24 protein-coding genes are annotated in these 25,581 nt (G+C 68.8%); 10 read left to right on the top strand and 14 right to left on the bottom strand.

From position 1 onward, the window contains the following. Positions 1 to 3: 3 nt before the first annotated feature. The 5 genes from ACFXP5_RS10485 (at position 4) to ACFXP5_RS10465 (ending at position 5,644) form a co-directional block, all read left to right on the top strand. The gene (locus ACFXP5_RS10485) at positions 4 to 1,851 is read left to right on the top strand and encodes an AfsR/SARP family transcriptional regulator (RefSeq protein ID WP_394544571.1); all 1,848 of its coding nucleotides are present in this window, start codon (positions 4 to 6) and stop codon (positions 1,849 to 1,851) included. Between the two features lie 101 nt (positions 1,852 to 1,952). Continuing rightward, positions 1,953 to 3,350: an FAD-binding oxidoreductase gene (locus tag ACFXP5_RS10480; protein WP_394528216.1), complete on the top strand. Its 1,398-nt coding sequence runs from the start codon at positions 1,953 to 1,955 to the stop codon at positions 3,348 to 3,350. A gap of 22 nt (positions 3,351 to 3,372) precedes the next feature. Then, positions 3,373 to 3,873, top strand: coding sequence for a nuclear transport factor 2 family protein (locus ACFXP5_RS10475; protein ID WP_394528215.1), 501 nt, complete (start codon positions 3,373 to 3,375; stop codon positions 3,871 to 3,873). Beyond that, the gene (locus tag ACFXP5_RS10470; RefSeq protein ID WP_394528214.1) at positions 3,873 to 4,904 is read left to right on the top strand and encodes an acyl-CoA dehydrogenase family protein; all 1,032 of its coding nucleotides are present in this window, start codon (positions 3,873 to 3,875) and stop codon (positions 4,902 to 4,904) included. The genes ACFXP5_RS10475 and ACFXP5_RS10470 overlap by 1 nt, the downstream gene beginning before the upstream one ends. Beyond that, positions 4,892 to 5,644 carry an MBL fold metallo-hydrolase gene (locus ACFXP5_RS10465; protein WP_394528213.1) on the top strand — a complete coding sequence of 251 codons (753 nt, stop codon included), beginning with the start codon at positions 4,892 to 4,894 and terminating at the stop codon, positions 5,642 to 5,644. The genes ACFXP5_RS10470 and ACFXP5_RS10465 overlap by 13 nt, the downstream gene beginning before the upstream one ends. Here ACFXP5_RS10465 and ACFXP5_RS10460 read toward each other — a convergent pair. Genes ACFXP5_RS10460 through ACFXP5_RS10450 form a run of 3 tightly spaced genes read right to left on the bottom strand, consistent with a single transcriptional unit; the run spans position 5,586 to position 8,180 of the window. Further along, positions 5,586 to 6,182: a phosphatase PAP2 family protein gene (locus tag ACFXP5_RS10460; protein WP_394528212.1), complete on the bottom strand. Its 597-nt coding sequence runs from the start codon at positions 6,180 to 6,182 to the stop codon at positions 5,586 to 5,588. The genes ACFXP5_RS10465 and ACFXP5_RS10460 overlap by 59 nt on opposite strands. Positions 6,183 to 6,214: 32 nt before the next feature. Continuing rightward, positions 6,215 to 7,084 (bottom strand): 1,4-dihydroxy-2-naphthoate polyprenyltransferase, encoded by an 870-nt coding sequence (locus tag ACFXP5_RS10455; RefSeq protein ID WP_394528211.1) that lies wholly within the window; start codon positions 7,082 to 7,084, stop codon positions 6,215 to 6,217. A 16-nt stretch (positions 7,085 to 7,100) separates the two neighbouring features. Continuing rightward, positions 7,101 to 8,180: a glycosyltransferase gene (locus ACFXP5_RS10450; RefSeq protein WP_394544570.1), complete on the bottom strand. Its 1,080-nt coding sequence runs from the start codon at positions 8,178 to 8,180 to the stop codon at positions 7,101 to 7,103. Positions 8,181 to 8,401: 221 nt separating this feature from the next. Between ACFXP5_RS10450 and ACFXP5_RS10445 the strand changes: the two genes are divergently transcribed. Together ACFXP5_RS10445 and ACFXP5_RS10440 are read left to right on the top strand one after the other, a co-directional pair. Beyond that, on the top strand, positions 8,402 to 10,393 hold the full coding sequence (locus ACFXP5_RS10445) for a helix-turn-helix transcriptional regulator (protein WP_394544569.1): 1,992 nt from the start codon (positions 8,402 to 8,404) through the stop codon (positions 10,391 to 10,393). 2 nt (positions 10,394 to 10,395) lie between these two features. Then, a complete protein-coding gene (locus tag ACFXP5_RS10440) occupies positions 10,396 to 11,691 on the top strand; it encodes a glycosyltransferase (protein ID WP_394544568.1) in 1,296 nt (431 codons plus the stop codon). Here ACFXP5_RS10440 and ACFXP5_RS10435 read toward each other — a convergent pair whose 3' ends face one another. The 5 genes from ACFXP5_RS10435 to ACFXP5_RS10415 all read right to left on the bottom strand — a co-directional run bounded on the left by ACFXP5_RS10435 (position 11,692) and on the right by ACFXP5_RS10415 (position 16,311). Next, the gene (locus ACFXP5_RS10435) at positions 11,692 to 12,051 is read right to left on the bottom strand and encodes a GNAT family N-acetyltransferase (RefSeq protein WP_394544823.1); all 360 of its coding nucleotides are present in this window, start codon (positions 12,049 to 12,051) and stop codon (positions 11,692 to 11,694) included. Positions 12,052 to 12,598: 547 nt separating this feature from the next. Further along, the gene (locus ACFXP5_RS10430) at positions 12,599 to 13,273 is read right to left on the bottom strand and encodes a TetR family transcriptional regulator (RefSeq protein ID WP_394528206.1); all 675 of its coding nucleotides are present in this window, start codon (positions 13,271 to 13,273) and stop codon (positions 12,599 to 12,601) included. Further along, positions 13,254 to 14,168, bottom strand: coding sequence for a shikimate dehydrogenase (locus tag ACFXP5_RS10425; protein WP_394544567.1), 915 nt, complete (start codon positions 14,166 to 14,168; stop codon positions 13,254 to 13,256). The genes ACFXP5_RS10430 and ACFXP5_RS10425 overlap by 20 nt, the downstream gene beginning before the upstream one ends. Next, positions 14,165 to 14,467 carry a Dabb family protein gene (locus ACFXP5_RS10420; protein WP_394528204.1) on the bottom strand — a complete coding sequence of 101 codons (303 nt, stop codon included), beginning with the start codon at positions 14,465 to 14,467 and terminating at the stop codon, positions 14,165 to 14,167. Before ACFXP5_RS10420 ends, ACFXP5_RS10425 begins: the two co-directional genes overlap by 4 nt. Further along, positions 14,464 to 16,311, bottom strand: a complete 1,848-nt coding sequence (locus ACFXP5_RS10415; RefSeq protein WP_394544566.1) for a bifunctional sugar phosphate isomerase/epimerase/4-hydroxyphenylpyruvate dioxygenase family protein — start codon at positions 16,309 to 16,311, stop codon at positions 14,464 to 14,466. Before ACFXP5_RS10415 ends, ACFXP5_RS10420 begins: the two co-directional genes overlap by 4 nt. A 129-nt stretch (positions 16,312 to 16,440) precedes the next feature. On the opposite strand from ACFXP5_RS10415, the gene ACFXP5_RS10410 reads away from it, so the two are divergent. Then, positions 16,441 to 17,208 (top strand): IclR family transcriptional regulator, encoded by a 768-nt coding sequence (locus ACFXP5_RS10410; RefSeq protein WP_394544564.1) that lies wholly within the window; start codon positions 16,441 to 16,443, stop codon positions 17,206 to 17,208. A gap of 4 nt (positions 17,209 to 17,212) precedes the next feature. Beyond that, positions 17,213 to 17,926 (top strand): IclR family transcriptional regulator, encoded by a 714-nt coding sequence (locus ACFXP5_RS10405; RefSeq protein WP_394544563.1) that lies wholly within the window; start codon positions 17,213 to 17,215, stop codon positions 17,924 to 17,926. A 57-nt stretch (positions 17,927 to 17,983) separates the two neighbouring features. Here ACFXP5_RS10405 and dctP read toward each other — a convergent pair whose 3' ends face one another. From dctP to ACFXP5_RS10385, 4 genes are all read right to left on the bottom strand, one after another. Continuing rightward, on the bottom strand, positions 17,984 to 19,036 hold the full coding sequence (dctP, locus tag ACFXP5_RS10400) for a TRAP transporter substrate-binding protein DctP (protein WP_394528200.1): 1,053 nt from the start codon (positions 19,034 to 19,036) through the stop codon (positions 17,984 to 17,986). A gap of 270 nt (positions 19,037 to 19,306) precedes the next feature. Beyond that, a complete protein-coding gene (locus ACFXP5_RS10395; protein ID WP_394528199.1) occupies positions 19,307 to 19,756 on the bottom strand; it encodes a type II 3-dehydroquinate dehydratase in 450 nt (149 codons plus the stop codon). Positions 19,757 to 19,770: 14 nt separating this feature from the next. After that, positions 19,771 to 21,048 (bottom strand): TRAP transporter large permease, encoded by a 1,278-nt coding sequence (locus ACFXP5_RS10390; RefSeq protein ID WP_394528198.1) that lies wholly within the window; start codon positions 21,046 to 21,048, stop codon positions 19,771 to 19,773. A gap of 3 nt (positions 21,049 to 21,051) precedes the next feature. Continuing rightward, positions 21,052 to 21,654 (bottom strand): TRAP transporter small permease, encoded by a 603-nt coding sequence (locus ACFXP5_RS10385; RefSeq protein WP_394544562.1) that lies wholly within the window; start codon positions 21,652 to 21,654, stop codon positions 21,052 to 21,054. Between the two features lie 141 nt (positions 21,655 to 21,795). Here ACFXP5_RS10385 and ACFXP5_RS10380 point away from each other — a divergent pair, with 141 nt between their 5' ends. Continuing rightward, positions 21,796 to 22,923 carry a hypothetical protein gene (locus tag ACFXP5_RS10380; protein WP_394544561.1) on the top strand — a complete coding sequence of 376 codons (1,128 nt, stop codon included), beginning with the start codon at positions 21,796 to 21,798 and terminating at the stop codon, positions 22,921 to 22,923. Positions 22,924 to 22,929: 6 nt separating this feature from the next. Here the strand turns inward: ACFXP5_RS10380 and ACFXP5_RS10375 are convergent, their stop codons facing one another. Beyond that, a complete protein-coding gene (locus ACFXP5_RS10375; protein WP_394544560.1) occupies positions 22,930 to 24,969 on the bottom strand; it encodes a bifunctional copper resistance protein CopD/cytochrome c oxidase assembly protein in 2,040 nt (679 codons plus the stop codon). Positions 24,970 to 25,088: 119 nt separating this feature from the next. Further along, on the bottom strand, positions 25,089 to 25,376 hold the full coding sequence (locus tag ACFXP5_RS10370; RefSeq protein WP_394528194.1) for an HU family DNA-binding protein: 288 nt from the start codon (positions 25,374 to 25,376) through the stop codon (positions 25,089 to 25,091). Between the last annotated feature and the right edge of the window lie 205 nt (positions 25,377 to 25,581).

The raw sequence follows: 25,581 nt of genomic DNA, 5'->3' as shown, positions 1-25,581 counted from the left end.
GACATGACACATCCCGTTGCGCAGCTCTTAGCCACCCCACCCGCGCCTTTCGTCGATCGCTCGCTCTCCTTCGAACTGCTGGGGCCGGTGAGAGCCTGGAGTGGCGGGCGCGAGGTCGATCTGGGAACCCGCCAGCAACGCGCGGTGCTCGCGGTGCTGATCCTGGCCGATGGTCGACCCGTCACGGTCGACGATGTTGTCGACCGGTTGTGGGGTGAGAACCCTCCTCGCAGTGCTCGGGGCATCCTGCGCACCTATATCTACCGGCTTCGCCGCGTTCTCGGATCGGCATCTCCCGGGAGCGACTTGATCCAGTTCACAGCCGGCTCCTATCGGATCGCGACCGAGGGCCTCGCGGTGGACACCGCCGAGTTCTTCGAGCTACTCCACGTCGCCGACGAGATCAGACAGTTCGACGGTCACTCCGCGCGGGACTCGCTCCGCTCGGCGCTGTCGCTGTGGAAAGGCGACGCGCTCCAGGGGTACGAGGCGGACTGGCTGGTCGCCCAACGGGCCTGGCTGGAGAGCCGCCGGGTGGACGCTGTGATCGCCCTGTTCCCCTTGGAGCTGGCGGACGGCGAGCCGGGCGAGGTTCTCAGCACCGTCGGCGAGTTGTGGCGGCGGCAACCGACTCACGAAAAGCTCGCCGAGCTCTACATGACCGGTCTCTGGCAGAAGAACCAGCGATCGGATGCTCTGAGCGTCTACGAGCGCGTACGGCACGCTCTGGATTCGGAACTCGGCATCGATCCGGGCCCTGAACTCCAGGCGCTCCACGTTCAGATACTCCGAGCCGAGAAGGCCGTTGCGGGTGTCGGCGTCGGCGTCGGCGTCGGCGTCGGCGTGACTCAGCCAGACCCTCAGCTCTCCATTCGAATTCCCGCCGAACTTCCCAGCGACGCCCCGCCTTTCGTGGGTCGCGCGGGCGAGGTCGCTCGCCTCACCGCTGCGTTGACGCTGCCGACGATACGACACGTCGGGATAGCGGGACTCGACGGAATGGGCAAGACCCGGCTGGCCTTGCGAGTCGCCCACACCGTACGGAGCAACTTTCCTGACGGTCAGATCTTCCTGCAGATCGGCGAGAAGCCATCCGCCTCTGTGCTCGGCGAACTGCTCGCAACCCTCGGCATCCGGCCTGAAGAGATGCCCACTGGAGTGGCTCGGCGCGCGGCACTCTGGCGAACCCTGACGTCGGATCGGGCTCTGCTGCTCGTGCTGGACGACATCGTGGATGCGTCAGACCTCTCGCTCCTGTTCCCCTCGAGCAGCCAGTCGGCCGTCATCGTCACCTCCCAGCGCCGCATCGTCAACACGCCATCCGTGACGTGGCTCCGGCTCACGGCCTTCACGACCCAGGAATCGACCGACCTGATGGGGATCCTGGCCGGCCCGGCCAGGATCGCCAGCGAGGAAGCCACCGCCCGTCGATTGGCTGAAGAGTGCTCGAACATCCCGATCGCCGTCGAGGTCGCCGCCGCGCGCTTGAACGATCGCCCGCACTGGACGCTGGCAGAGATCGAGCAGCAACTCCTCGATGATCTGCAGAGCCCGATGGTCATGCAGGAGGACTGCCAGATCGTCGATGCTCCTCTCGCCCGGGCCGAGTCGATCGTGAGCGCCGAAGCGCTGTCGGTGAGCCATCGGCTCGCCGTCGTCGCGACGGGGCCCTTCGACTCCTCCTGGGCTTCCGAGCACGCTGCGATCGAACCGGCCTTCGCCACGAGGCTGCTGGAGGAGCTCGTCGACGCGAACCTCCTGATCTCCGAGCCGGGGCATCGCTACCGGTTCCTGTCGCTAGTGCAGGCTTACTCGCGCCGGCAGGCCGGTCAGAAGCCCTTCCAGGCGTAGTCCACCGGGCGTCGACGGCACGTCGACTGAGCATCCACAGCGCTGCGATGGACTCACTCGTGCCCGCTTCGACCGAGGAGGCGGCCAGAGAGAGGAAACAGATGTCCCCGTCCATCGACAGCACCACGTCGTACGTCAACGACCAAGAACTCACAGAACTGACCGCTCGAATCGCCGGCATGGTACTCGGCCGCGGTTCGGCCGGCTACGACGCCGCGACGTCGGGGTACAACCTCGCGGCGGAGCGTCATCCCGACGTCGTCGTTCGAGCGGCGGATGCGGAAGACATCGTCGAAGCGGTGCGGTTCGCGGCCGTTCGCGACCTGCCCGTCGCGGTGATGTCGACGGGTCACCACGCCGCACGGCCGATCCAGGGCGGGATGCTCATCATCACCAGCGCCCTGCGTTATGTCCACGTCGACGCCGCAGCGAAGCGAGCGCAGATCGGAGCGGGCGCAGTCTGGTCAGATGTCCTGGCGGCCACACTGCCGCTGGGCCTGGCTCCGCTGCACGGCTCCTCACCGCAGGTGGGGGTCGTCGGTTTCACCCTCGGGGGCGGGATCAGCCCGACCTTAGGGCGAGCGCACGGATGGGCCGTAGATCACGTGACGGCACTCCGGGTCGTCGTCGCAGACGGTTCACTCCTGGAGGTCTCGGCCGACGAGCACGCGGACCTCTTCTGGGCGCTTCGGGGCGGTCGCAGCAACATCGGCATCGTCACCGCCATCGAAGTGGAACTCTTCCCGATCAGCACGTTCACGGGTGGCGGCATCTTCTTCGACGGGGGTGACGCCGAGCGGGTGCTCGAGGCCTACCGCGTGCTCACCGAGAGCGCGCCCGACGCACTCACGACATCGCTCGCGCTCCTGCGGATGCCCCCTCTGCCGGGCATTCCCGAAATCCTCGCGGGCCGTTTCGTCATCCACCTCCGCGTGGCGTTCCTCGGCTCCGTCGACGACGTCGACGAGCTTCTCCGTCCGCTCCGTGCCGCGGCACCGGTCCGACTGGACACGGTGGGGAAGTTGCCGTACGAGCAGTTCGCGAGCATCCACTCCGATCCCGTCGATCCGGCACCCTTCAGCGAGCGGACCACCTTCCTGTCCAGGCTCGATCACGAGGCGGTCGACGCGTTGATCGCGGTGGCCGGCCCGGCCGCCGAGCCCGGGGTGGAGATCGTTGAGCTGCGCCACCTCGGCGGCGCGATGAGCCGTGCGGTGCCCTCCCCGGGTGCTTTGACCGGTGACGACGCCGCCTTCGTGCTCTGGACGGTGGCCGTGGGGATGCCGTCGGTGCGGGCTGATGCCATCCGAGAGGCCGAGCACATCGTCGAGGCGATGAAGCCGTGGAGCACGGGCCGGCAGTACCTCAACTTCGCGCCCGACGATCTGGACGCATCGCTGGAAAGTCTCTTCGCCCCCGACGCTCTGGCGCGGCTTCGGGAGATCAAACACTCCGTCGATCCCCAGAACCTCTTCCGGCTCCAGCAGCCACTCATCTGAACACGACTCAAGGAAAACGATCATGACCGACAACTCCCTCACCCCGCCCGCAGAACCGATCGACGACGAGAGAATGCTCCGCGCCGTGCCGCTCTTGTGGGCCAGCGCGCTCGACACGGGCGACACGTCCGTCCTCGCCGGCCTCCTCACGGAGGACGTGGTCGTCGACCTCACTCCGGCCACCACGAAGATCGGCCTGGATTTCCCCGTGCTCTCCGGCCGCGAAACGGTCATCCCCGCGATGATCGGCGCGGTCGGTCCGCTCGACACGATGCACCTGGTCAGCAACGTCTTCGTCGCGGCCCAGGGCGACGGCTATCGGATCGAGGCCTACGCCCAGGCCCAGCACTTCCTTCCCGGCGAGGGCCCCGACCCGCTCTCCACGCGCCACGCGCTGATGGGGAACCGCTGGACGTTCCTGATCAGACGCAGTGATACCGGCCCGCGCGTCGCGCACTTCGAGATGGACTGCGTCTGGTTCGAGGGCGATCCCTCGGTGCTCCTCGCGGCGGTGTCAGCGTGATGACGGGCCTCGAATCCGACAGGTTGTCACCGGCCGACGTCGATGTTCTGCGGACTACCGGGGTGTTCCGGGTGTTCGTGCCCGAGCAGTTCGGGGGCAGGCAGGACAGGGTCGATGAGATCGCCCGGAGGATCGCGCAGGTGTCGGCCTGGAACGCCGACGCCGGCTGGCTGGCCGCCATCGCGGCCGTCACCAATCTGGCCGTCGCGCAGTTCCCCGAGTCGGCCCTCGACGAGATCTGGGGCGGAGACGCCGAGACGCTCGTCGCCGGCACGCTCGCACCCTCGGGAACTCTCATCCTCACGGCCGAGACGGCCACCGTCACGGCGGTGTCGGCACCCGTGAGCGGACTGCGCTTCGCGAGCTGGGTGATGGCGACGGTGGCAGACACCGATTCGCGGCAGCTCAACCGTGTGCTCGTCCCTGTCGGAGAGGTGCGCGGAGAATCGAGCTGGAAAGCGATCGGACTCACCGGGGCCGGCGGCGACACGGCGTATCTCGACGCGGTCACCGTACCGGCCAGGCGCGTGCTCGCCCTGAGCGCTCCGTCGACCGAGGCGCCCCTGACGTTCTTCGCGACGCTGTTCTTCGCCTCGTCCGTCGTGGGGATGGCTCGCTCGGCCTCGTCGTTCGTCAGCGCCGAGATCGAGCGCAACGCGTCGTCGTCGAGTCGCTGGTCGCGGCCGGATGTGCAGCTGGCCACCTCGGACGCGCTGCGGCGGATAGATCGCGCCGAAGCCCTGCTCTCAGCGGCCACCTCAGGACTGAGTACCCGCGCCAAGGTCGACACCATGACGGTGCGGGCTCGAAGCCGTGCCGCCGACCTGGCGGCACGTGCGGTCGGCGAAGCGGAATCCGCCATCCCCCGGCTCATCGGCAGCCTCGGGCCGACCGCTCTGGCCCCTGATCATCCGCTGGCTCTCGCGCACGAGAACATCACCACCGCGGCGCGACACACGTCGCTCTCCGCGTCCAAAGCGGCGCTCGCCTACCAAGCCGCACTCTTCCCGGCAGAACCATGCACGAAGTAGCCTCGAACGTCTTCCTCGGCCGGGGCACCGCAGTCAACTTCGTCGTTCTCCGCGACGGGAAGGATCTGACGCTCATCGATGCCGGGTACCCCGGCGATGCCGCCACGGTCGTCGCCGAGATCGAGCGGATCGGGCATCGCTGGGAAGACGTTCGCGCGGTGCTCGTCACCCACGCGCACGTCGACCACATCGGCGGGCTCCCGGCGTTGCTCGGCCGTCGAGCAGTTCCGGTGTACACACACGCCCGGGAACTGCCCAACGCTCACGGATCGGCGCGCGAGCAGGCGAGCGTAAGCGACGTCGTCCGTCACTCCTGGAAGCCTCGCGGTGCGCGATGGCTGGCGATGATCGCGATGGCGGGTGGCGCACAACACCTGTCCCTCCCGACGGCTCGATCGTTTCCGGCGGACGATCGGCTCGACCTGCCCGGCCATCCGATTCCGGTTCTGAGCGGCGGACACACGAGCGGGCACACGAGTTTCCTCCTCCCCGATGAGGGAGTGCTCGTCTCAGGCGACGCTCTCATCACCGCGCACCCACTCAGCCGACGCAGCGGACCGCAACTGCTTCCCTCGTTCTTCTCCCACGACCCGGTCGCGTCGTTCGACGCCCTGGCCGACCTGGAGGATGTCGCAGCCGACATCCTGTTGCCGGGACATGGAGGGCTCTGGGCAGGAAATCTCACTCACGCCATCGAAGACGCGCGGATGACGGCTCCCCGGCCCCCGCGCCGAATCTGACGGCCGCCGCCAGCAGAATCGGAACCGCCGCCCCGAGTGCGGCTCCGGCGAGGGTGTCGGTGAGCCAGTGGACGTTCAGATACGTTCTGCTGACAGCCATCACCACCACCGCGGAACGGCCGATGACGGCGACGCGCCACCGCGGTACGGTTAGCAGCACGACCACTGCCAGTGTGGCGACGTTCATGACATGGCCCGAGGGGAACGATCCCAGATCGCTGGGGACGAGCGTCGGGGCCGGCCGCTGCCGTTCGACCAGGTGCTTCAGAAGCTGCGCGGCACCGAGCGAGAGCAGCGACGACGCGATCACGAGCCCCATCGCGCGGGGCCCGCGGCGCCACAGGCAACCCGCGACGACGAGCGGCAGCACCACGAAGCCGATCACTCCGTGCCCCAGCAGATCGAGCACCCGTGCAGCGTCGAGGGCGACGGGGAGGTCGCCGGCGAGCATGAGCCGTTGCCACGCGGCGTCGATCGGTGGCACGGACGACGGGTGCGTGGCGAACCAGACGGCCGCCAGGCAGACGAGTGCGGCCACGCCCACGGCGGCTAAGAGCAGCCCGGTCCTCCTCACGTCAGCACGAGGCCGAGCCCGAGGGCGATCGCGAAGAGCAGTGCCCCGAAAGACGTCGACTTCAACGCGGTGATCAGCTCGAGGGGCTTCGAGCTCCTCGTCCCCAGGACGAACGCGCGCACCGTGAGGGGAAGCGACACCACCCCCAGGATCGCGAACGGATGCGTGACCACGATCACCACGGCGAGTACGTAGGGAGCCGCGAGGAGCGCGCCGTAGGCGATCCGGGCGCTGCGCAGGCCGAGCTTCACGGCCAATGTGCGCTTGCCTGCCCGTCGATCCGGCTCGATGTCGCGGATGTTGTTGACCATGAGCACGGCGCAGGCGAAGAAGCCCGCCGCAGCGGCGGAGATCAGGCCCAGCACGCTGAAGGCCTTGGTCTGCACGTACTCGGTGCCGACCGTGGCCACCAGCCCGAAGAAGACGAAGACCGCCACTTCGCCGAGCCCGGCGTACCCGTATGGGCGGGATCCCCCGGTGTACGACCAGGCCGCGGCGATCGCGGCGACGCCGACCGCGGCCAGCCACCACTCCTGCGTCAGCAGAATGAGGACGAGTCCGGATGCCGCGCCGAGGAGGAAGAAGGCGAGCGCGACGGCCAAAACCATCCGAGGGCGAGCCGCGCCGGATCCGGTGAGCCGCGGCGGCCCGACCCGGAACTGATCGGTTCCGCGCACCCCGTCTGAGTAGTCGTTGCTGTAGTTCACGCCGACCTGCAGGAAGAGCGCCGTCAGGAGGGCGAGGACGGCGAGACCGATGTTGGCGCCTCCCGCATGCTGAGCGGCGGCCGTGCCGAGCACGACCGGCACGGCGCTGAGCGTCAGCGTTCGCGGGCGAGCACCGCTCAGCCAGGTGGAGAGCGACATGGGCCCCTCGGTCCCGTTACTCATGACGGCCCGCGATCTCCCGCTCGAGCCCGGCGGCGACGACGTCGGCGCTCGGCAGCTCTGCGATCTGTGCGGCGATGATGCGGGACTGTTCGTGATACCGCGGGTCTGACAGCATCCTGGTCGCCGCCCTGCCGATGTCGCGGGGGTCACGCACGACGAGGGCGACGCCGGCCGCGTTCGCGCGGGCGGCGTTGATGTCGTGGTCCGCCCCGAGCGGGAGGATCACCATCGGGATTCCGGCGATCAGGGCAGAGAGCACCGTTCCCGCACCGCCGGCCGTGATGACCAGGTCGGTTCCGGGCAGGAGCTCGCCGAGAGGGGTGAACGGTACGTACCGGCGCTCCGGGTGCGACTGCGGAGAGCCGCTTCCGGCGTCTCCTCCTGTCGTGATCACGAGGTCCCAGTGGTGCGGGTCCATCGACTCGACGGCGGCTTCTCTCACCCCAGGGTCGGTGAAGACCGTGCCGAACGTCACCAGGGCCTTCAGCCGCGACGGATCGACGGCTTCCTGCTTCTCGACCGGGTCAGCACCCGGACGGTGGTGGATCTCAGGTCGGAGCGGGATCCGTCTCAACGAACTCTCCCCGTGCGGGGCTTGCAAGCTCCCGGGGAAGATGTCGATCAGGGCCTCGGTGGCCGCCACTGCGACGCCGAGGGCAGCCGCCCGCCCTGCAGCCACTCGCTCGAGCGTCTCGGTGAGCAACCGGGGTCGGGTGGGCCCGAAGGAGTGGCGATAGAACGGCACGCCGAGCTCGCCGGCGATGAGTGGGCCGATGTGGTCCATCGCCTCACTGATGATGACGTCCGGCTCCCACGCGGCCGCGCTCGCGTGAGCACGTTCGAACCCCGCGTCGACCTGCCGCCCGGCGAAGAACTCCGCGATGACCGGGGGCACCGGTTCGGTGGCCGGGCTGACCCCTGTCGCGTCGGCCATTTTCGTCATCGTGACCGAGGCGAGCGGCCCCGCCGGCAGGACGATCAGGTTCTCGGATGCCTCGCGCCGAAGGAGCGGCTCCATCTCCGAACTGGTGATCACCGCCACGTCGTGGCCCGCGGCCACGAAGGCTCTCATCAAAGGGAACATCGGAACGAGATGCCCGACGAACCCGGTGCTACTGAATGCAATTCGCATTTCTGCTCCGTCCTGTGCGACTACCGCAGGCAGTCTGCGCGGGCGGATTCGGGAGCGCATCAGTGAAAGCACGCAGGTATTCCGGTCCGGCGGTAGTCCAGGTCGACCCGGTTCCACTCCCCGTCGACTCTTCGTCGACAGGTCTGGACTTGGCTGCGTGCATGACATCGCTAGCTCGCACCCAGACGATCGAGGCGCTCGACCGGCTGACGTTGGAGGCGCTGCAAGCAGTCGCAGCCCTCGGGCACCTCCTCGTCCGCGACATCCCCGTCGTTCTCGGCGAGCACAGCGTGCCCGTGCATCAGGCCGTGGAAGCGGGGTTGCTCTCTCTTCGAGAGGGATCCCTGCGACCCGCCGATCCCCGCCTCGGGGCGGCCGCACTCGAGGTTCTGAGCCGCTCCGATCGCCGGGACCTGCATCTCCGGCTGGCGCGAAGAAGTGTCAGCGAGTTCGACGCCGTGCGGCAGCAGGATCTCGGCACGGACGAAGGCGAGAACACCGACCTCGCCCTGGCCCTGGAGCGTGCCGCGCTGAAGAGCGAGCAGGCCGGGCGCGTCGACCTGGCGGTCGAATTCTGGGCCCGCTCCGCCCGACGGAGTGCGGGGGGCGCGACCGACCGGAACGAGCGGGAACTGCGGCTGGCCGCCGAGGAATACCGGAAGGGCGGGTTCCGGTCGGTCGCGAGCATCCTCGAGGCGCTCGAGTGGGGCCGACTCACCGAAGACCAGGCAGAACGGGCGATCGGGCTCCTCACCTCGTCGATCTACCGGACGTCGGGGCTCGCCGCCGCCCGGATGCGGGCACAGAACCTCCTCGAAGCCCTACCCGCCGACCACCCTCACCGGAATGTTCTGCGCCTGGCCGTCTCCGGACTCGGCGAGAACTTCGCGGTCGTGCAGCACCAACTCGAAGCGCACCTGCCCCGGTTGCGGTCGGAGCGGCACTCGGCGCCTTTTCGACACTCGCTCCTCTCCAAGCTGCTCTACGCCAAGGTCAACGCAGGGGCGGGGCTGGATGCCGCCCTCGTCGCCGATCTCGAACGGTTGCAGCAACGTGTGCCCCGCATGCTCCTCGAAGACACGGTCGAGGCCCAGGTCGCTCTGTACGCCTACACGATCGACGAAATCGCCTCGAGTCGCCGCGGGCTCGCCGCGCTCCTCGTGCAGAGCGAGATCCAGGGCGACGAAGGGTTCCGCCAGATCCTCGTCGTCCACGCGGCCCAGGTGGACACGATGGTGGGCCGGTTCGGTTCGGCCGAGCAGCGACTGACGATGAGCGGATCTCAGGCACCACACCTGGCTGCGGCACCGGCGGGCGTCAGGGCCGGCGGGCTCCTCGCTCTGGAACAGGGCCGGTACGACGATGTGGCCCAGATCATCGGCCGGGTGCCCGAGACCGGCGTCGATCCACTCGGGCACCTCACCCGGGCGGCTCTCCGGGGCATCCTGCTATCCCGAAGCGGGGATGCGCGCCTCGCCGTCCGTCACCTCGAAGAGGCCATCCGTACGGCAGGCCGACTCGGTGTCGCGGAACCGGGCCGCCGCCTCTGGGTCGACGTCGAACTCGCCCGGGCCTACATCGACGTGGGAGACATCGACCGGGCACGATCTCTCGCAGCAGCGCTGGCAGGACTCGCCGATCGCACCGGTCGCACGCTTCCGAGGCTGCAGGCCCGTCGCATCGAGGCCTGGCTCACTGGCGCGGAAGGATCTCCGAGGGAGATCCACGACAGCACGCTGGCGCTTCTCGCGCTGGCCGAGACGATGGAGTGGGTGCCGGAGCGTGCGCGCCTGATCGCCGAGGCACTCCGACTCGTCCGCGGTGTCCCGGTCGATCAGACGCAGCGCTCGGCGATCACGCACACGGCGCGGGGTGCCATCGCCCTGCTCGAGGATGGCGATGCGCGTCGGTCGCTCCGCGGGGAACTCAGAAGATGGGAGCAGTCGCGGATCTCTGAGTTGACAGCCGGCGAGCGGCGGGTCGCCGAACTCATCGCCGGCGGTGTGTCCAACAAAGCGGCAGGCGACATCCTGCATCTCAGCCCCCGCACCATCGAGTCGCATCTGCGGAATGTCTTCATCAAGCTGGAGATCACCAGCCGAAGCCAGCTCATCGCGCAGTTCTCCGACGCGATCAGCGACCGGGCCGCCTGACCATGAGGATCAGCATCCTGTCGGCGGGAAGCCGCGGTGACGTGCAGCCGTCTGCGGTCCTCGCCCATGAGCTCACGGAGCGCGGTCATGACGTGGTGCTCGGAGCGTCCGACGATCTCATCCGGTTCGGTGCCGAGCTCGGAGTCGAGACAGAGCCGCTGGGTTTCAGCACCCGGGAGCTGCTCGATTCGGAGGAGGGGGAGAGGTGGTTGGCGTCGGGCGACATGCGCGCGTTCCTCCAGGGGGTCGTGAGCCTCAAGACCGAACGACTGGCAGGTCTCGGCCGCGCGATCAGCCGGGCGAGCCGTGGAAGCGATGTCATCGTCTCGGGGGTGAACACGATGGAGGAAGCCAGCGCAATCGCCGAGGTCAATGGCATCCCGCTCGTCGGTCTGTATTACTCGCCGCGCCGGGCCAACCGATTCTTCCCGGCGTACGCACTCACCACCCGATCCCTCGGTGGGCCGGCGAACAGATTCACATACCGCCTCGTCGCCCGCACCGAGTGGAAGGCGACAGCGGACTACGCAAATTCCTTTCGCGCCGCACTAGGCCTCCCCCCGGTCCGTCAGAATCTCACGGCTCGGCTTCGAGGTCGTCACACCCTCGAGCTCCAGGCCTACAGCAGAGCACTCGTTCCCCAGTTGGCGGGCTGGTCGGCCGAGCGACCGCTGACCGGATTCATCACTCCGACCGGGCTGCATCGGCGTCTCTGGGGCGAGGCAGCTACCGACGAAGGTCTCCGCGAGTGGCTGACGGCCGGATCCCCGCCGGTCTACTTCGGTTTCGGCAGCATGCCCGTTCGAGAACCGCAGCGGATGATCGACCTCGTCAGGCGGGTCGCGGCGCGACTCGGGGTGAGAGCGTTGATCGGTGCCGGCTGGTCCACCTACGGTGGTGGCGGGGACGATGGCACCGAGATCGATGACACCGAGAACCTGGTTCGTGTGATCGGAGAGATCGACCACAGTTCCGTCTTCCCGCTCTGCGTCGCGGCCGTGCACCACGGAGGCGCGGGGACGACCGCCGCGAGCCTCACGGCCGGTCTTCCGACCCTGGTCTGCTCGGTGAACTTCGATCAGCCCTTCTGGGGAAGACGGGTCGAAGACCTCCGGGTCGGCGGCTGGCTTCCCTTCGACCACCTGTCCGAAGAAGCCTTGTTCACGGCCCTTCGTGAGCTCCTCGAACCCGCTGTGGGGGAGCGGGCGCGCGCTCTGGGCGCGGGCTTGAGTGCGGAATCAGGCGTCTCAGCAGCAGCCGACGCAATCGAGAATCAGCACCTCAGCCCCGGACGATAGTCACGCCGTCCACGTCCAGTTCTGGCGGTCGTAGAGATGAACGAAACCGGCCCGGACGAGGTTGCGGTACGAAGGACTGTCGGGCGAGGACCCCGTCTCCGCCGAGACGAGCCGGCATCCAGCATCAGCTGCGGCGCGAACGCGAGCGGAGATGAGTGCACCCTGAACACCGCGACGTCGGTGGGACGGAAGTGTCGCGCCGGTGTTGAGCGATGCTGCCTCCCCGAGCAAATGGACGGCTCCAGCCCCGATCAGAAGGTCGCCGTCCCAGGCCCCGAACACCCGGGCGACGGGATCGGTGATCGTCGCTCGGAGCATCGGCGTGAGGTCGGGTTCGAGCATGCCGAACGCCTCCCGGATGATCCGTTGCCACGCGGGGGGTCTTCGGCGCCGAGGGCCCGGACCTCGAAATCGATCGACGGCGTGGTGATGGCGCCAGGGGAACGAGCGAACTTAGTCCATTCGGACGTCGGTGTCAGTCCGAACTGTCGGGTGAGCTCGGCCCAGTCCTGAGGTTCGGCCGACGGGGGAATGGCGATGACACCCTCCTCTTTGCCCGCGAGTCGGAAGAAGCCCACTATCTCCCGGAGGAGAGCTGCGTCGATGAGGTCTCCCGGGCCGAATCCGAGAGCCTTGGTCCAGTAACCGGAAGGGTCGTTCCGGACCGCGGTCACCACACCGGCGCCGACGGTGGCGGTGCGGATTCCCAGATCCTGCTGGGTCGTCGCGGGAACGCGCGCCAGAAAGCGTCGGAAGTACTCTGCCTCAGCCTTCTCGGCCAGGCGGGTGCGGTCAGCGTCGGTCGAAGCGGTCACGTTCAGTCCAATCAGGATCGGTTCTGACGCCACGTGCGTCAGTCTCCTGAACGGTGCCCCTGCGGGGGCGAGCAGCTGCCGCGAGGCTGAGGTCAATCGACCGGTGGCGCCGGCCGGCTGGTCATGGTGGCCACGATCATGTCGCCCATGAGTCGGCGGTGGGGACTCTGCAGCGCGGGGTCCAGCATGTCGCGGTGGAAGATCGCGGCGAAGGTGTGCCGGTTCGCGACGTGGAAGCAGGCGTAGGCGCTGATCATCATGTGCACGTCGACGGCGTCCACATCGGCGCGGAAGCTGCCCTCGCGCACCCCTCGCTCGATGACCTGCTCGAGCAGTGAGATCGCGGTCGCGTTCTCGCGGAGGATGATCTCGGACTGGCGGAGGTGCTCCGCGCGGTGGATGTTCTCGATGCTGACCAGCTGGATGAACGCCTCGTGCGTCGTGTGGTGGTCGTAGGTGGCTTCGGCGAGGGTGCGCAGCGCCTCGCTGGGGGCGAGCTCGTCGACGTGCACGCCGCGCTCCACCTGCCTGATCTGGGCGTACACGCGCTCCAGAACGGCGAGGTAGAGGCCCTCCTTCGACTCGAAGTAGTAGTAGATCATGCGCTTCGTCGTGCGGGTGCGCGCGGCGATCTCGTCCACCCGCGCTCCGGCGTACCCGTTGGAGGCGAACTCGTCGGTGGCCACCTCGAGGATGTCCTCCCGCGTGCGCTCGGCGCGCGGGGTCGCGGCGAGCGCACCGGCGTCGTCATCGCGCACCTGCGTCATGGTGAACCCCCTCGGCCTCGACGAGCGTTCGGAAATGCCGCTCCATCCGGTCACGGCGAGGCTGCTCGCCGGTGATGATCTGGAGACTAGCCCAGGCCTGACCGACGGCCATGCGACCGCCGTCGAGAACCGGGTGCCCGCGTCGCGACGCCTCCCGGACGAGCTCGGTCTCGAGTGGGCGGTAGACGACGTCCGACACCCAGGCGCCTTCCCGCAGCCCCGCCACGTCGAAGGCCACTCCCGGGTGGTGGGCCATGCCCATCGGGGTGGCGTGCACCACACCGCTCGCGCGCGCGATGAGGTCGGGCAGCGTCGGCGCCGCCGCCGCGTGCACCGCCTGGGCGGGAAAGAGTTCACGCAGGCGCGCGGCCAACTGCTCGGCACGGCGGTCGTCCGTGTCGTTGAGGCTCAGCTCGGCGACACCGCTGTGCAGCAGCGCGTAGGCGGTGGCGGCGCCCGCGCCGCCGCAGCCGACCTGCACGACGTGCTCCAGCGGAGCGTCGGGAAGGCCGGCGCGGAGCGCGTCGCGGAATCCCATCCAGTCGGTGTTGTAGCCGATGAGGCGGCCGTCGTCGAACACGACGAGGTTCACGGCGCCCAGGCGAGCAGCATCCTCGTCCAGCTCATCGACGATCTGCACGACGAGCTGCTTGCACGGGTGGGTGATGTTCAGAGCGGCGTAGCCCGCTCGGTGGGCTTCGTCGAGCAACGCACCGACGTCCTCGGCCGGACGCCCCAGCTCGATGAGGTCGAGGATGCGGTAGGTGTACGACAGCCCCAGGGCGGCCGCCTCCGCTTCATGCATCGGCGGGGTCAGCGAGGCGGTGATCCCCTCGCCGATCAGCCCCACGAGGTAGGACGGAGCTCGCCCGTGCTCGACCCCGCCGCCCGTCACCGGGGCTCCGGCATCTCGAAGTCGACCGTGGCCAGCGAGACTTTCACGGGGCCCGAGATCTCGAGCACCGCGGCATGCGCAGGATGCTTCGTATAGGTCGCGAGGCCGGCGAGGTCGTCGAAGTCCGCGACGATGGCGAGCTCGTGCGACGAGGGCCCTCCCAGCACGTCCTCGCCCACGCTCATCGATCGGAGTTCCGGGATGCTGGCGGGCAGAGCGCGCAGCATCGAGATCCACCGCGCGCGATCCTCCGCGGTGAACGACGCGTCGAAGCGGAAGACGGCGACGTGGCGGATCACCGCTTCGACCCCGACTCCGCGAGCTGGCGCTGCTGATACTGGGCGGCGAGGCGCACCGGAGCGTTCTGCGCCCCGTATCCGGCGTACCCCCCGCGGCGTTCGACGACCTCGAGGAAGACCGTGCCGATCGGTGGTGTGTAGAAGTGGAGGAACTCGCCCGTCTCGTCGCGGTCGTACATCACGCTCAGCTCCTTGAGTTCGGCGAGCAGGGCCGGAGCGATGTCGTACCGGGCCTCGAGGTCGTCGTAGTAGTTGGCGGGGATGTCGAGAGGCTGGAACCCGCGCGACCGGGCCGAGCGGGCGACGGCGAGCACATCGGATGAGGCGAAGGCGATGTGCTGCGGCAGGATGGCGTCGGCATCGGCGCCGGAGGGCACCATGTTGAGCGCGATCCGCACGACGCCGTCCGCACTCGTGAGCACCTGGCTGCGCACGAGTCCGATCGGGGCTGCCACTTCCATCGACGGCTGCGGGTGCAGGCCGAGCACGGAATGGAAGAAGAGCACCCCGGCGTCGAAGTACTGCCACGGCTGGGCGAGGTTGACGTGGTCGACGCGGTCGATGCCCGGCGCACCCTCGAGGCCCGCCTCGCCGAATTCGCGCACCCAGTTCGGCTCGGAGAGGCCCGCGGCGCCGAAGAACACCTCCGACCCGTCGGGAGCGCGCACCCCCACGAGCGGTTCGTCGTCGTCGCTCTGCTCGCGGTGCACGGGCGGAGCCTTCAGCTCGAGGGCCCGCTGGATCGCCGCGTCGGGATCTTCGACCGACATCCCGATGCCGGCCACGACCGGCTGCGGCCGATCCGAAGCGGGGCGGCCGAGCACGATCCGAGCGGCGCCCTGCGACCACAGTTCGACGCTCTTGGTGCGATGCCGGCCGTGAGAGCCGAACCCGAGCTGTTCGAGCAGCAGCCGCACGTCGGCCAGGGCTTCGGTGCGCAGTTCGATGTAGTTCACCTCGGTGGGCGAGGCGATGGCGGGAAGCCGAGCCGTCGCCATCCGGGCGGCGCGGGCACCGCTCGGCACCCCCAGCCACGCCGCGGTCTCGTGCTCGAGCCACCGGAGCGACCGGCGGGCGTTCACCGCCGTGGCCTGGGGGTCGGACTGCCGGAAGGTGTCGTTGAAGATCTCGAGCGAGACGGGCCCGTCGTATCCCGTGCGCACCAGGTGCCCCATGAAGGCGCCGAGGTCGAAACCCCCCTCGCCGGGGAACAGCCGGTGGTGACGGCTCCACGACAGCACGTCCATCGACAGCAACGGGGCGTCGGCGAGTTGGACGAAGAAGATCTTGTCGGCCGCGATGGTCTCGATCGCCTCGGGGCTGTGCCCTTTCGAGAGGATGTGGAAGCTGTCGAGGCACACCCCGATGCGCGGGTGGTCGGCGAGGCGCACGATGCGCGCCGCCTGCTCGTAGCCGTCGACGAAACGCCCCCAGGCGAGGGCCTCGTACGCCACGCGCACCCCGAACGTCTCGGCGAGGTCGCCCAGTTGACGCAACTGCGCCGCGGCCAGCTGCTCGTCGCCGCTGCGCGCGGTCGCGACGTTGCTGCACAGCAGCATCGTGTCGATGCCCAGCCGCGACATGAGGGCGAACTTGGCGGCCGCGCGACGGAGGTTGAGCGCGAGGAGGTCGGGCCCGACCCCCTCGAAGTCGCGGAAGGGTTGATACAGATCGAGCGTGAGCTGCAGATCTCGCGCCCGTTCGCGGATGGCTTCGGGACTCTGCGGCGAGGCGACGAGATCGGGCTCGAAGATCTCCACGCCGTCGAATCCGGCCGCGCGCGCGGCGGCGAGCTTCTCGTCGAGCGTTCCACTCAGGCAGACCGTGGCGATCGACGTGCGCATGAACTCTCCATCCGCATCGGATCGGGCGGAGCCGATACCCGATGACGTCATTGTCAGACTGTGAACTAACTAGTACGTTTAGCCCGCAGGTGGTCAATGTCGATTCAAACCTGGTGGAGGGAATTCTCGATGCCGAGTCTCGCCGAATGGAACACGTCTCTTCCGCGCCCGACCGCGGAGACGGGAACGTCTGTGCTGGCGCGCATCATCGCCATCCTCGACACGGTGCGGCAATCGGGGGGGTCGGTCTCGATCACCGAGATCGCGACGACCACGGGGATGCCCAAGTCGACGGTGTCGCGGCTCGCCGCCGAGCTCACGCAGCACCGCTATCTCGAGCGCACCGACGAGGGCGTGACCCTGGGGCTGCGCCTGTTCGAGTTGGGCGCCCGCGCGAGCCTGCCCCGTCGCATCCTCTCTGCCGCAGCGCCCGTGATGCGCAAGCTCTCCGACCTCACCGGCGAACGGGTCGGTCTCTGGGTTCACCAGGGTCCCGACATGGTCTCGATCGCGACCGTTCCGGGCCGGTTGCCCGAGCTGCCCGCCGATGCGGGAATGCATTCACCGGTGCTCACCACCGCGAGCGGCAAGGCGTTTCTGGCCTTCTGCACCGATCAACGGGTCGTCGAGCGCGTCAGCGCGACCCTCGTCGACGACGATGCGCTGCACTTCCGCGACGAGCTCATGCGGGTGCGCACCGAGGTCGTCGCCACCGATCCCGGAGTGTCGTACCCCGGAATCTGCGCCGTCGCGAGTCCCGTGCTCGCCGGCGACCGCCACGTGCTGGCGTCGCTGTCGCTGGCCGGTCCGACCGGCGCGATGGACCCCGAGGCCGTGGGGCCGCTCGTGCGCGCCGCGGGCGCGACGCTGACCCGACGCCTCGTCGAAGCGGCGTAGCCGGGTGCGCACGGCCGAGTGGACGACCTCCGTCACGGTGCTCGATCGCGTCACCGCAGTGCTGGAGGCGTTCGGCGAGGACGACGAGGGTCTCGGCGTCTCGGAACTCGCCCGCCGCGCCAACCTCCCGAAATCTACGGTCTCCCGCGTGGCCGCCGAGCTCGTCGCCCAGCAGTACCTCGACCGCGTCGGCGATCGATTCCACATCGGCATGCGCCTGTTCGAGCTGGGACGCACCGTGGAGCGACCGCGGATGCTGCGCCAGCGCGCCCTGCCGGTGATGGCGCACCTGCGTGCCCTGACGGGTGCCAGCGTGCTCCTGGGCATTTTGGACGGGGCCGACGTCGTCGTGCTCGCCGTCACCCGTGCGCAGCCCGCTGCGGTCGCCGTCCCCCGCGTGGGCGCACGGCTACCGGCGCACGCGACGGCTCTCGGAAAAGCCCTCCTGGCCTTCGCACCGCCTGGCGCCGCGGACGACGTCGTCTCCGAGCGGGAGCTCGCCGAGATCCGTCGGAACGGCGTCGCCACCGACCGCGGCGAGCGCCCGGTGACGGGCTTCTGTCTGGCCGGCGCCGTGATCGACGCCGGACGCGCCGCGTGCGCGAGCATCGGCGTCGTCGGGCAGGCCGACCAGCTCGACACCGCCCCCATCGCCGCGGCGGTGCGCGCATCGGCGATGACCCTCAGCCGCCGGGGAGGAGGCGCGCGCGTCTCGTGAACACGCAGAAGGGGGCCGGCGGAGAGAGATCCTCCGCCGGCCCCCTTCCGCGTAGGGTCAGCCCGCGGTCTCGCGGATGGCCTGGTAAGCCTCGAGGTTCTCCCCCGTGAAGTACCCCTCGAAGAAGTCCTCCGACTGGCTGATGAAGGCATCCATGTCGATGTCCTCCTGCTCGATCACGGTGAAGTTCGCGTCGCCGCGGTACTCCTCCAGGATCTCCTCGGTGGCCTCTTCGACGCAGGTGCGGTTCTCCGCGCGGATCTCGTGGATGGTCTCATCCAGCATCGCGGCCTGCTCGTCATTCAGCTTCTCGTAGGTGCGGTCGCCGACCAGGATCCAGTGGATGCCGACGTTGTGGTTGTTGAGGACGGCGACGTTCAGCACCTCGTCGTAGCTCGACGAGCGCGTCGCGACGATGGGGTTCTCCTGGCCGACCGCGATCCCCTGCTGCAGGGCGGTGTAGACCTCTTCGACAGCCACGGACACGGGGTTGGTGACGCCGAGCGCCTCGGCGTTCGCGAGGAATGCCGGGGAGTTCGGGAAGCGGATCGGCACGCCCTCGAGGTCATCGGGGCTGCGCACTTCGACGCCCTTCGTGGTGAAGGTGCGGTTGCCGAAGAACCAGCCGTCGACGACGCTCACCCCGGTCGCCTCGTGGAACCCGCCGAAGAGGTCTTCCGACCCCTCGTCGATCCATTTGAAGGCGTGGTCGACGTCGTCGAAGGCGTAGGCGGCGTCGATGACACCGATCGGCTCGTAGGTCGAGCTGAGCGCCGAGGCGCCCTGCAGGTCGATGTCGATGTCGCCCGCCTGGACGAGCGGGAACCGATCGGCGTCGGGCCCGAGCTGGCTCGCGGGGTACAGCTCGACGGTGAAGCCGAGGTCCGCCCCCTCGAGGCGTTCCTGCAGCAGTTCGACGCCGCAGTAGTAGTTCGGGGTCTGCTCGTTCTGGCTGGTGGCGACGGTGAGTGTCACGGGGCTGTTCCCCCCGCCGCTCTCACCGCCTCCCTCCGGAGTGCCGCCGCCGGCGCAACCGGTGACCACGAGTGCGGTGGCGGCGAGAACGGATGCGGCGATCCGGCCTCGGTACGCCGATCGGGCTGTGCTCATGTGACTCTCCTCTGCTGATGCACTTCTTCGTGCGTGCGGTGACATGTGGTTCGGGGCCAAGACTGTGGCGAGGCCGACTCTCGCCGACGGCGCCCGCTTCGCAAAGCGATGTCCCGTCGAATGGAACATACGGGTCCGGTGCCTCCCCGTCTCCCCGCTGAATGGGACGCCCCGTCCATGCGGTGACCCGCCGACGTACCCTGGGCCCCGCGCGCGGCGCGAGCGTCGACGTCGCGCGGTTCCGAGCCGGCGCAGCCCGGAATCCCTGAGTCAGGCGGCTTCGCGCGGGGTGAGGTGATCGGCCGCCCGCACGGCGAGCTCGTAACCGAACACGCCGGCTCCGGCGATCACGGTGCGCGCCACCGTGGACACGAGCGAGTGCTGGTGAGCGGCGTCGCGAGCGTGGATGTTGGTGATGTGGATCTCGACGATGGGTGTCTCCAGCATCCGCAAGGCATCGAGCACCGGGATCGAGCGGAAGCTGAAACCGGCGGGATTGATCACGACGGTCGCCCCCTCGCGAAACGCCTGCTGCAGCCAGTCCACGATCTCGTGCTCGGCGTTGGACTGGGCGAAGAAGAGGTCGAAGCCGAAGTCCTCCGCCAGACGCTCGCAGTCGGCCCGCACGTCGTCGAGGGTGGCGCTGCCGTACAGGCCCGGCTCGCGCAGGCCGAGCATGTTCAGGTTCGGACCGTTGAGGACGAAGAGTTTGCGTTTCACGGGTGACTCCTTCATCACAGGCCCAGCAAGGTCGGCACGATCGTCACGATCGGGGGGAAGACGGTCAGCAGGATGAGCACGACTCCCAAGGGGATGAGGAAGGGCAGGATGCCGCGGAACAGCTCGCCCATCGGCCTTCGGGTGATCGAGCCGACGACGAACAGCACGGCGCCCACCGGTGGGGTCAAGGAACCGATCATGAGGTTCAGGATCATGATCACGCCGAGGTGCACGGGGTCGATGCCGAAGTCGCCGATGATCGGCATGAGGATCGGCACCAGCACGAGGATCACGGGAGCGGCCTCGAGGAAGATGCCCAGCAGGATGAGCAGCACGTTGAGCACGAGCAGGAAGATGATCGGGTTGTCGGTGAGGTTCGTCAGCCACTCGCCGAGATTGCGCGACACCTGCTCACGGGCGAGCACCTGCCCCATCAGGTTGGAGGCGCCCAGGATCAGCAGGATGCCGCCCGAGATGACAGCCGTCTCCTTGGCCGCGCGCCAGAACACCCGCCACGTCAGCGTGCGGTAGATCAGGCCGAGCACCAGCATGTAGGCGGCGGCGATGCCGGCGCTCTCGGTCGGGGTGAACCATCCGCTGAAGATGCCGCCGAGGATGATGACCGGAAGCAGAGCGGGGCCGATGACGCGAACGACGGCCGCCCGGAACATGCCCCCGTCGAAGGGGCGGCTGACGGCCACCTCGGGGTGTTTGCGCACCCAGATGAAGATGTAGACCGCGAGTCCGAGGGCCATGAGACCGGCGGGCAGGATCGAGCCGGCGAACAGGGCGCCGGTGGAGATCGCGGCCGTGGCCGCGAAGAGGACGGCGGGGATGCTGGGGGGCATCACCGTGCTCAGGAGCGACCCCGAGGCCGTCAAGCCCGCCGAGAATCCGTAGGGGTAGCCGGCCTTGAGCATCTGCGGGATCTGCACCTTGCTGGTGGAGGCAGCGTCGGCGAGTGCCGAACCGCTGATCCACGAGAACCCGACCGCGGTGCCCAGGTTCACGTACGCGAGGTTGCCCGGCAGGCGCGGCAGCAACGCCCGCGCGAAGTCGTAGAGCCGTGTGGCGATCCCGAGATGGTTGGCGACGGTGCCGACGAAGATGAACAGCGGCACGGCGAGCAGCGGGAAGCTGTTGATCCCGTTGACGATCGACGAGATCGCGTACCCCGGGGAGAGCCCTTGACTGTAGAAATACAGCATGCTGGGCGCGATCATCGCGAAGGCGACGGGGACGCGCAGCAGGAGGAGGACGACGAGCAGCAGGATGTAGAGCCAGAGATCCACGGATCAGCCCTCCATTTCGGAGATGTCGAGCTGGTGCTCGGGACGGTTGGCATAGGGGATCTTCATGACCGAGTGAACGGCGGCGGACAGGAACCCGACGAGGGCGAACAGGTAGAGCACACCGAGCGGCACGTGCATCGCGGCGCTCGTGCGCAGCCATTCGACCTGCACCTTCACGAAGGCCTCGTACGCGAGCGCGAGGCACGTCACCGCCATGATGATCGCGGAGATGACGCGCAACACGACGAAGAGCCGCTTGCCCTCGAGCGCCTGGTCGAACACCTCGATCACGACGTGGCCGTTGCGCCCGACGAGATACCCCGTGGTGATGAAGGTCATCGCCACCATCGACAGCAGCGCCAACTCACCGGCGCCCACCCAGCCGATCGCGGGGAAGTACCGCCCGATCACCTGGTACATCACGCCGGCGAACAGCAACGCGAACAGCGCCACCCCGATGGAGATCTCGATCCGGGCCAGGACACGGATGAATGCCGGGTCACGCGGCACCCCGGTGTTCATCTCGGGGATCGTGTAGAAGGTTTCCGTCTCGCCGTAGATGGACGCATCCGGGTTCTTGTCGTCGGGGTCCTCGTTCTCGGCCATGACAACCTCTCTGTTGTGCGCGCGCCGCGGGCAGCCGCTCCTGCGACTCTGGGCCTTCGAGCCCGGCCGCGCAAAGTCGTGTCTCGCCGAATGGGACGCCGCGCTGCTCGCTCGACTGCTCGCCTTTCCTAGACTGAGGGGGTGGGCACGGAAGAACGAGCGGATGCTGTGACGCCGAGCGCGCCACCGACGCCCGAGGTCACCGCACCCGCACCGCCCCTCGCCAGCCCCCCGCGGCGCCGCCGGCTCGGCCTGGAGCTCACCGTCATCGCGGTCGTGGGCGTGATCGCTCTCGGCGCCTTCGCCGCCGGGGCGAGCGTGCTGTACCGCGAGCTGTACAGCCCCAGCGCCTTCGTGCTGCGCTACCTCGATCTGCTCGCCGAGGGCCGCGCCGCCGACGCGCTGGCCGTGCCCGGCGTCGCGGTCGATTCCGCGGCACTCGAAGACGCCGGTCTCTCACCGACGGCGTCGACGGCGCTTCTCCGCTCGGATGCGCTGGGCGACCTGTCCGACGTGCGCGTGGTCTCCGAGGTACCCGGCGACGATGCGACCCGCGTCACGGTCGCGTACCGCGCCGGTGCGCACGACGGCGAGACCACGTTCGATGTGGCACAGGACGGGTGGCTGGGGGTCGTTCCCGCCTGGCGGTTCGAGCGCAGCCCGCTCGCCGTGATGGACCTCGTGGTGCGCGGTTCGATGCGCTTCGCGGTCAACGACTTCGAAGTCGACAAGCGCCAGGTGTCGATCGACGGGGTCGATGCCGACCCGATGGCGGCCGTGCCGCTGCTGATCTTCAGCCCGGGTGTGTACTCGGTCGACGTCGATACCCCGATCTCCGCGACTCCGGGTGCGGCGGTACTGGCCGATTCCCCGTTCGTCAGCATCCCCGTCGACATGCAGGCCACGGCGACGACCGAGTTCATCGACGTGGTGCAGGGCAAGGTCGAGGAGTTCCTGGCCGCGTGCGCGACCCAGCAGGTGCTGCAGCCGACGGGGTGCCCGTTCGGCTTCAGCGTTCAGAACCGCGTGGTCGGATTGCCGTCGTGGTCGATCTCGGAGCAGCCCACGGTGACCGTGCTGCCCGACGGCGCAGGCTGGAAGATCCCGACCGCCGAGGCCGTCGCACGCATCGACGTCGACATCCGTTCGCTGTTCGACGGCTCGGTGCGAACGGTCTCGGAGGACGTGCCGTTCTTCGTCAACGGCACGATCGAGGTACTCCCCGACGGGAGCGTCTCGATCAAGGTCAGCGGCAGCGAAGGCGAGTAGCCGGGCTCAGCGCGCAGCGCGGGCGTCGCGTTCGGCCATCGCCGCGAGGCGGGCGTTGTACTCGTCGAGCTCGATGTCGCCGGCACGGTCGACCTGGCGGTCGCGGCGGCGTTGCATCCGCTCGTCGGAGCGGCTCCATTGGATCGCGACGGCGATGGCCAGGATCAGGGTCGGGATCTCGCCGACCGACCAGGCGACGCCGCCGCCCACGTACTGGTCGGCGAGGGGGCTCACGCCCCAGGTTCTGCCCATCGCCCCGAACCATTCCGCGACCATCAGCCCGGACTGCATCATGATCGCGATACCGAAGAAGGCGTGCATCGCCATGATCCCGATGAGCACGAGCAGACGCATGGGCCAGGACAGGCGGTAGGGAACCGGGTCGATGCCGATGAGCGAGAGCACGAAGAGGTAGCCGGTGAGCAGGAAGTGCACGGTCATCCACTCGTGCCCGAGGTGATCATAGAGCGACCAGCGGAAGAGGTCGGTGTAGTAGAACAGCCACAGCGAGCCGATGAAGAGGCCCGCGGCGACGTAGGGATTGGTGAGGATGCGCGCGACCGGGCTGTGCACAGCCCAGAGGATCCACTCCCGTCCACCGCGTGTGCCGTCGTCGCGCTTGCGGATCGCGCGCGCGGCGAGGGTGACGGGTGCGCCCGGCACGAGCAGCAGCGGAATGGCCATGGTGAGCAGCATGTGCCCCACCATGTGCATGCTGAACAGGTAGTCCTGGTAGGCGTTGATCGGTCCGCAGGTCACCCAGAACAACAGCAGCATCCCGGCGACCCACAGGATGGTGCGGTGCAGCGGCCAGGAGTCGCCGCGCTTGCGCAGCCGGGCGACGCCGGCGAGGTAGAAGAAGATGCCGGCCGCGGCGACGAACAGCCAGACGAGGTCGATGTCCCACGTGGTGAACCACCCGGCGAAGTCGAGCTCGGGCGGCACAGCGGCGCCGGTGAGGATCTCGGCGGGACTCTGCAGGGGCGGGATCGCGTCCGAGCCGGGGGGAGGCGTGCGCGCGAGGGCGGCCGCGGCTCCGCTGGCCACACCCATGAAGGCGAGCTCGAGGGCGATGAGCCCCCAGAAGCGGCGCGAGGTGGCCTCGTCGCCGAGACGGGCGATCAGGCGCGTGCGATACCAGGCGCCCAGTGCCCCCATGGCGAGCAGCGCGACGACCTTCACCAGCACGAGCACGCCGTACGGCGAGGCAAGCGCTTCCCACCCGCCGAGGCCGATCGAGGCGCGCACCGTACCCGTGATCGCCACGATGACGAAAGCGACCAGCGCGATGCTCGAGTAGCGCAGCATGACGCGCGCGAGGGCTCCCCGCTCGAGCACGGGCCGCACGATGACGAGCAGCAGCAGTCCGCCCAGCCAGACGGCCGCGGCCAGGATGTGCAGTACGAGGGCGACCACCGCGGAGTCGTGGTTCGCCTCTTCGCCGGAGTGGCCCTGCGTGCCCATCGGCACGAGGGCGGCGAGGGCGAGCAGCGTGACCAGCAGCGTCGCCGTCCACGAGCGCACCGCGAACGTCAGCACCGTCAGCACGGCGCCGGCGATGGTCGTGATGAGCCAGGTGCGGCCGAGCTCGACCTCGACGAGGAAGCGGCCGAGCTGCTGTCCGAAGACGGCATCGGCGCTGGGCGCGGCGGTGATGGTGTTGAGGAAGGTCAAGAATCCGGTCGCGGCGGCGGCGAGGGTGAACAGGGCTGCCGAGATGGACGCGGTGTCGAGGGCGACCTCGAAGGCCCGGTCACCCGCGCGGAAGGCCCAGAGCGCCAGCACGAGCGAGCCCGCCATGCCGGCGGCGGTCAGGTTGACCGCGAGCGTCGCGACGGGAAGTCCCCACCGCACGACGGGGCCGGGGTCGGCGAGCAGCAGCGGGGCGGCGCCGCCGCCGAACGCGAGCCCCCACACCAGGGCGGCGAGAGCAACGACGACCAGGATCACGGGGCCGGCGACCCGCAACGCACTTGCGGACGCGCCGCGTCCCGAGGCCTCTCGCGGCGCGGCAGAGGCGGCGCGGGGAGTGGCCGTGGGGATCATCCCCCCAGCCTAAGTCGCGGCGAGCGTGCCCGAGGTGGCGGTATCACGGTGGTGAGGACATCCTCGGGAAACGAAGAAGGGGGATGCCGAAGCATCCCCCTTCACGACGGCGTCGTCGATTACTTGACGGCTGCCTTGAGCTTCGAGCCCGCGGTGACCTTGACGCGCTTGCCGGCGGGGATGCTGATCTCTTCGCCGGTCTGGGGGTTGCGGCCCGTACGCGCCGACGTCTCGACCTGCTCGAACGCGATCCAACCCGGGATCGAGACCTTGCTGCCCTTGGCAACGGCCTCGGAGACGGTGGAGAAGAGGGAGTCGAGCACGCCCGACACGGCGGACTGGCTCTGTCCGGTGGCGCTCGCGATGGACGCTACGAGTTCGGTCTTGGTGATGGACTTGTCAGCCATGTGGTTGTCCTCCAAGGCGGCAGAACGCCGCCTCTCGATACTTCGGACGGGGGTGAACACCCCCGGGTGGTCGGATCGACCGCCTCGAATGTATCAACGCTGCCCGGAAAACCGCGGATTTTCGCGGTCTTTCCGCGTCATCGGCAGGCGTGTCGCGTGACGCATGTGACTGATGTGGCTGATGTGGCGTCTCCCAGCCTGCGTC

The sequence above is a fragment of the Microbacterium hanjuni genome (assembly GCF_043556395.1).
GTDB lineage: Bacteria > Actinomycetota > Actinomycetes > Actinomycetales > Microbacteriaceae > Microbacterium.
This window is presented reverse-complemented; position numbering and strand designations above follow the sequence as displayed.

Coding starts and splice junctions, on each gene's coding strand:
- ACFXP5_RS10430 (WP_394528206.1), bottom strand. CDS start 13,273: ATGACGCAGGTGCGCGATGACGACGCCGGTGCGCTCGCCGCGACCCCG.
- ACFXP5_RS10475 (WP_394528215.1), top strand. CDS start 3,373: ATGACCGACAACTCCCTCACCCCGCCCGCAGAACCGATCGACGACGAG.
- ACFXP5_RS10410 (WP_394544564.1), top strand. CDS start 16,441: ATGCCGAGTCTCGCCGAATGGAACACGTCTCTTCCGCGCCCGACCGCG.
- dctP (WP_394528200.1), bottom strand. CDS start 19,036: ATGAGCACAGCCCGATCGGCGTACCGAGGCCGGATCGCCGCATCCGTT.
- ACFXP5_RS10385 (WP_394544562.1), bottom strand. CDS start 21,654: ATGGCCGAGAACGAGGACCCCGACGACAAGAACCCGGATGCGTCCATC.
- ACFXP5_RS10450 (WP_394544570.1), bottom strand. CDS start 8,180: ATGAGAGCCTTCGTGGCCGCGGGCCACGACGTGGCGGTGATCACCAGT.
- ACFXP5_RS10455 (WP_394528211.1), bottom strand. CDS start 7,084: ATGTCGCTCTCCACCTGGCTGAGCGGTGCTCGCCCGCGAACGCTGACG.
- ACFXP5_RS10375 (WP_394544560.1), bottom strand. CDS start 24,969: ATGATCCCCACGGCCACTCCCCGCGCCGCCTCTGCCGCGCCGCGAGAG.
- ACFXP5_RS10470 (WP_394528214.1), top strand. CDS start 3,873: ATGACGGGCCTCGAATCCGACAGGTTGTCACCGGCCGACGTCGATGTT.
- ACFXP5_RS10445 (WP_394544569.1), top strand. CDS start 8,402: ATGACATCGCTAGCTCGCACCCAGACGATCGAGGCGCTCGACCGGCTG.
- ACFXP5_RS10465 (WP_394528213.1), top strand. CDS start 4,892: ATGCACGAAGTAGCCTCGAACGTCTTCCTCGGCCGGGGCACCGCAGTC.
- ACFXP5_RS10485 (WP_394544571.1), top strand. CDS start 4: ATGACACATCCCGTTGCGCAGCTCTTAGCCACCCCACCCGCGCCTTTC.
- ACFXP5_RS10370 (WP_394528194.1), bottom strand. CDS start 25,376: ATGGCTGACAAGTCCATCACCAAGACCGAACTCGTAGCGTCCATCGCG.
- ACFXP5_RS10440 (WP_394544568.1), top strand. CDS start 10,396: ATGAGGATCAGCATCCTGTCGGCGGGAAGCCGCGGTGACGTGCAGCCG.
- ACFXP5_RS10480 (WP_394528216.1), top strand. CDS start 1,953: ATGTCCCCGTCCATCGACAGCACCACGTCGTACGTCAACGACCAAGAA.
- ACFXP5_RS10415 (WP_394544566.1), bottom strand. CDS start 16,311: ATGCGCACGTCGATCGCCACGGTCTGCCTGAGTGGAACGCTCGACGAG.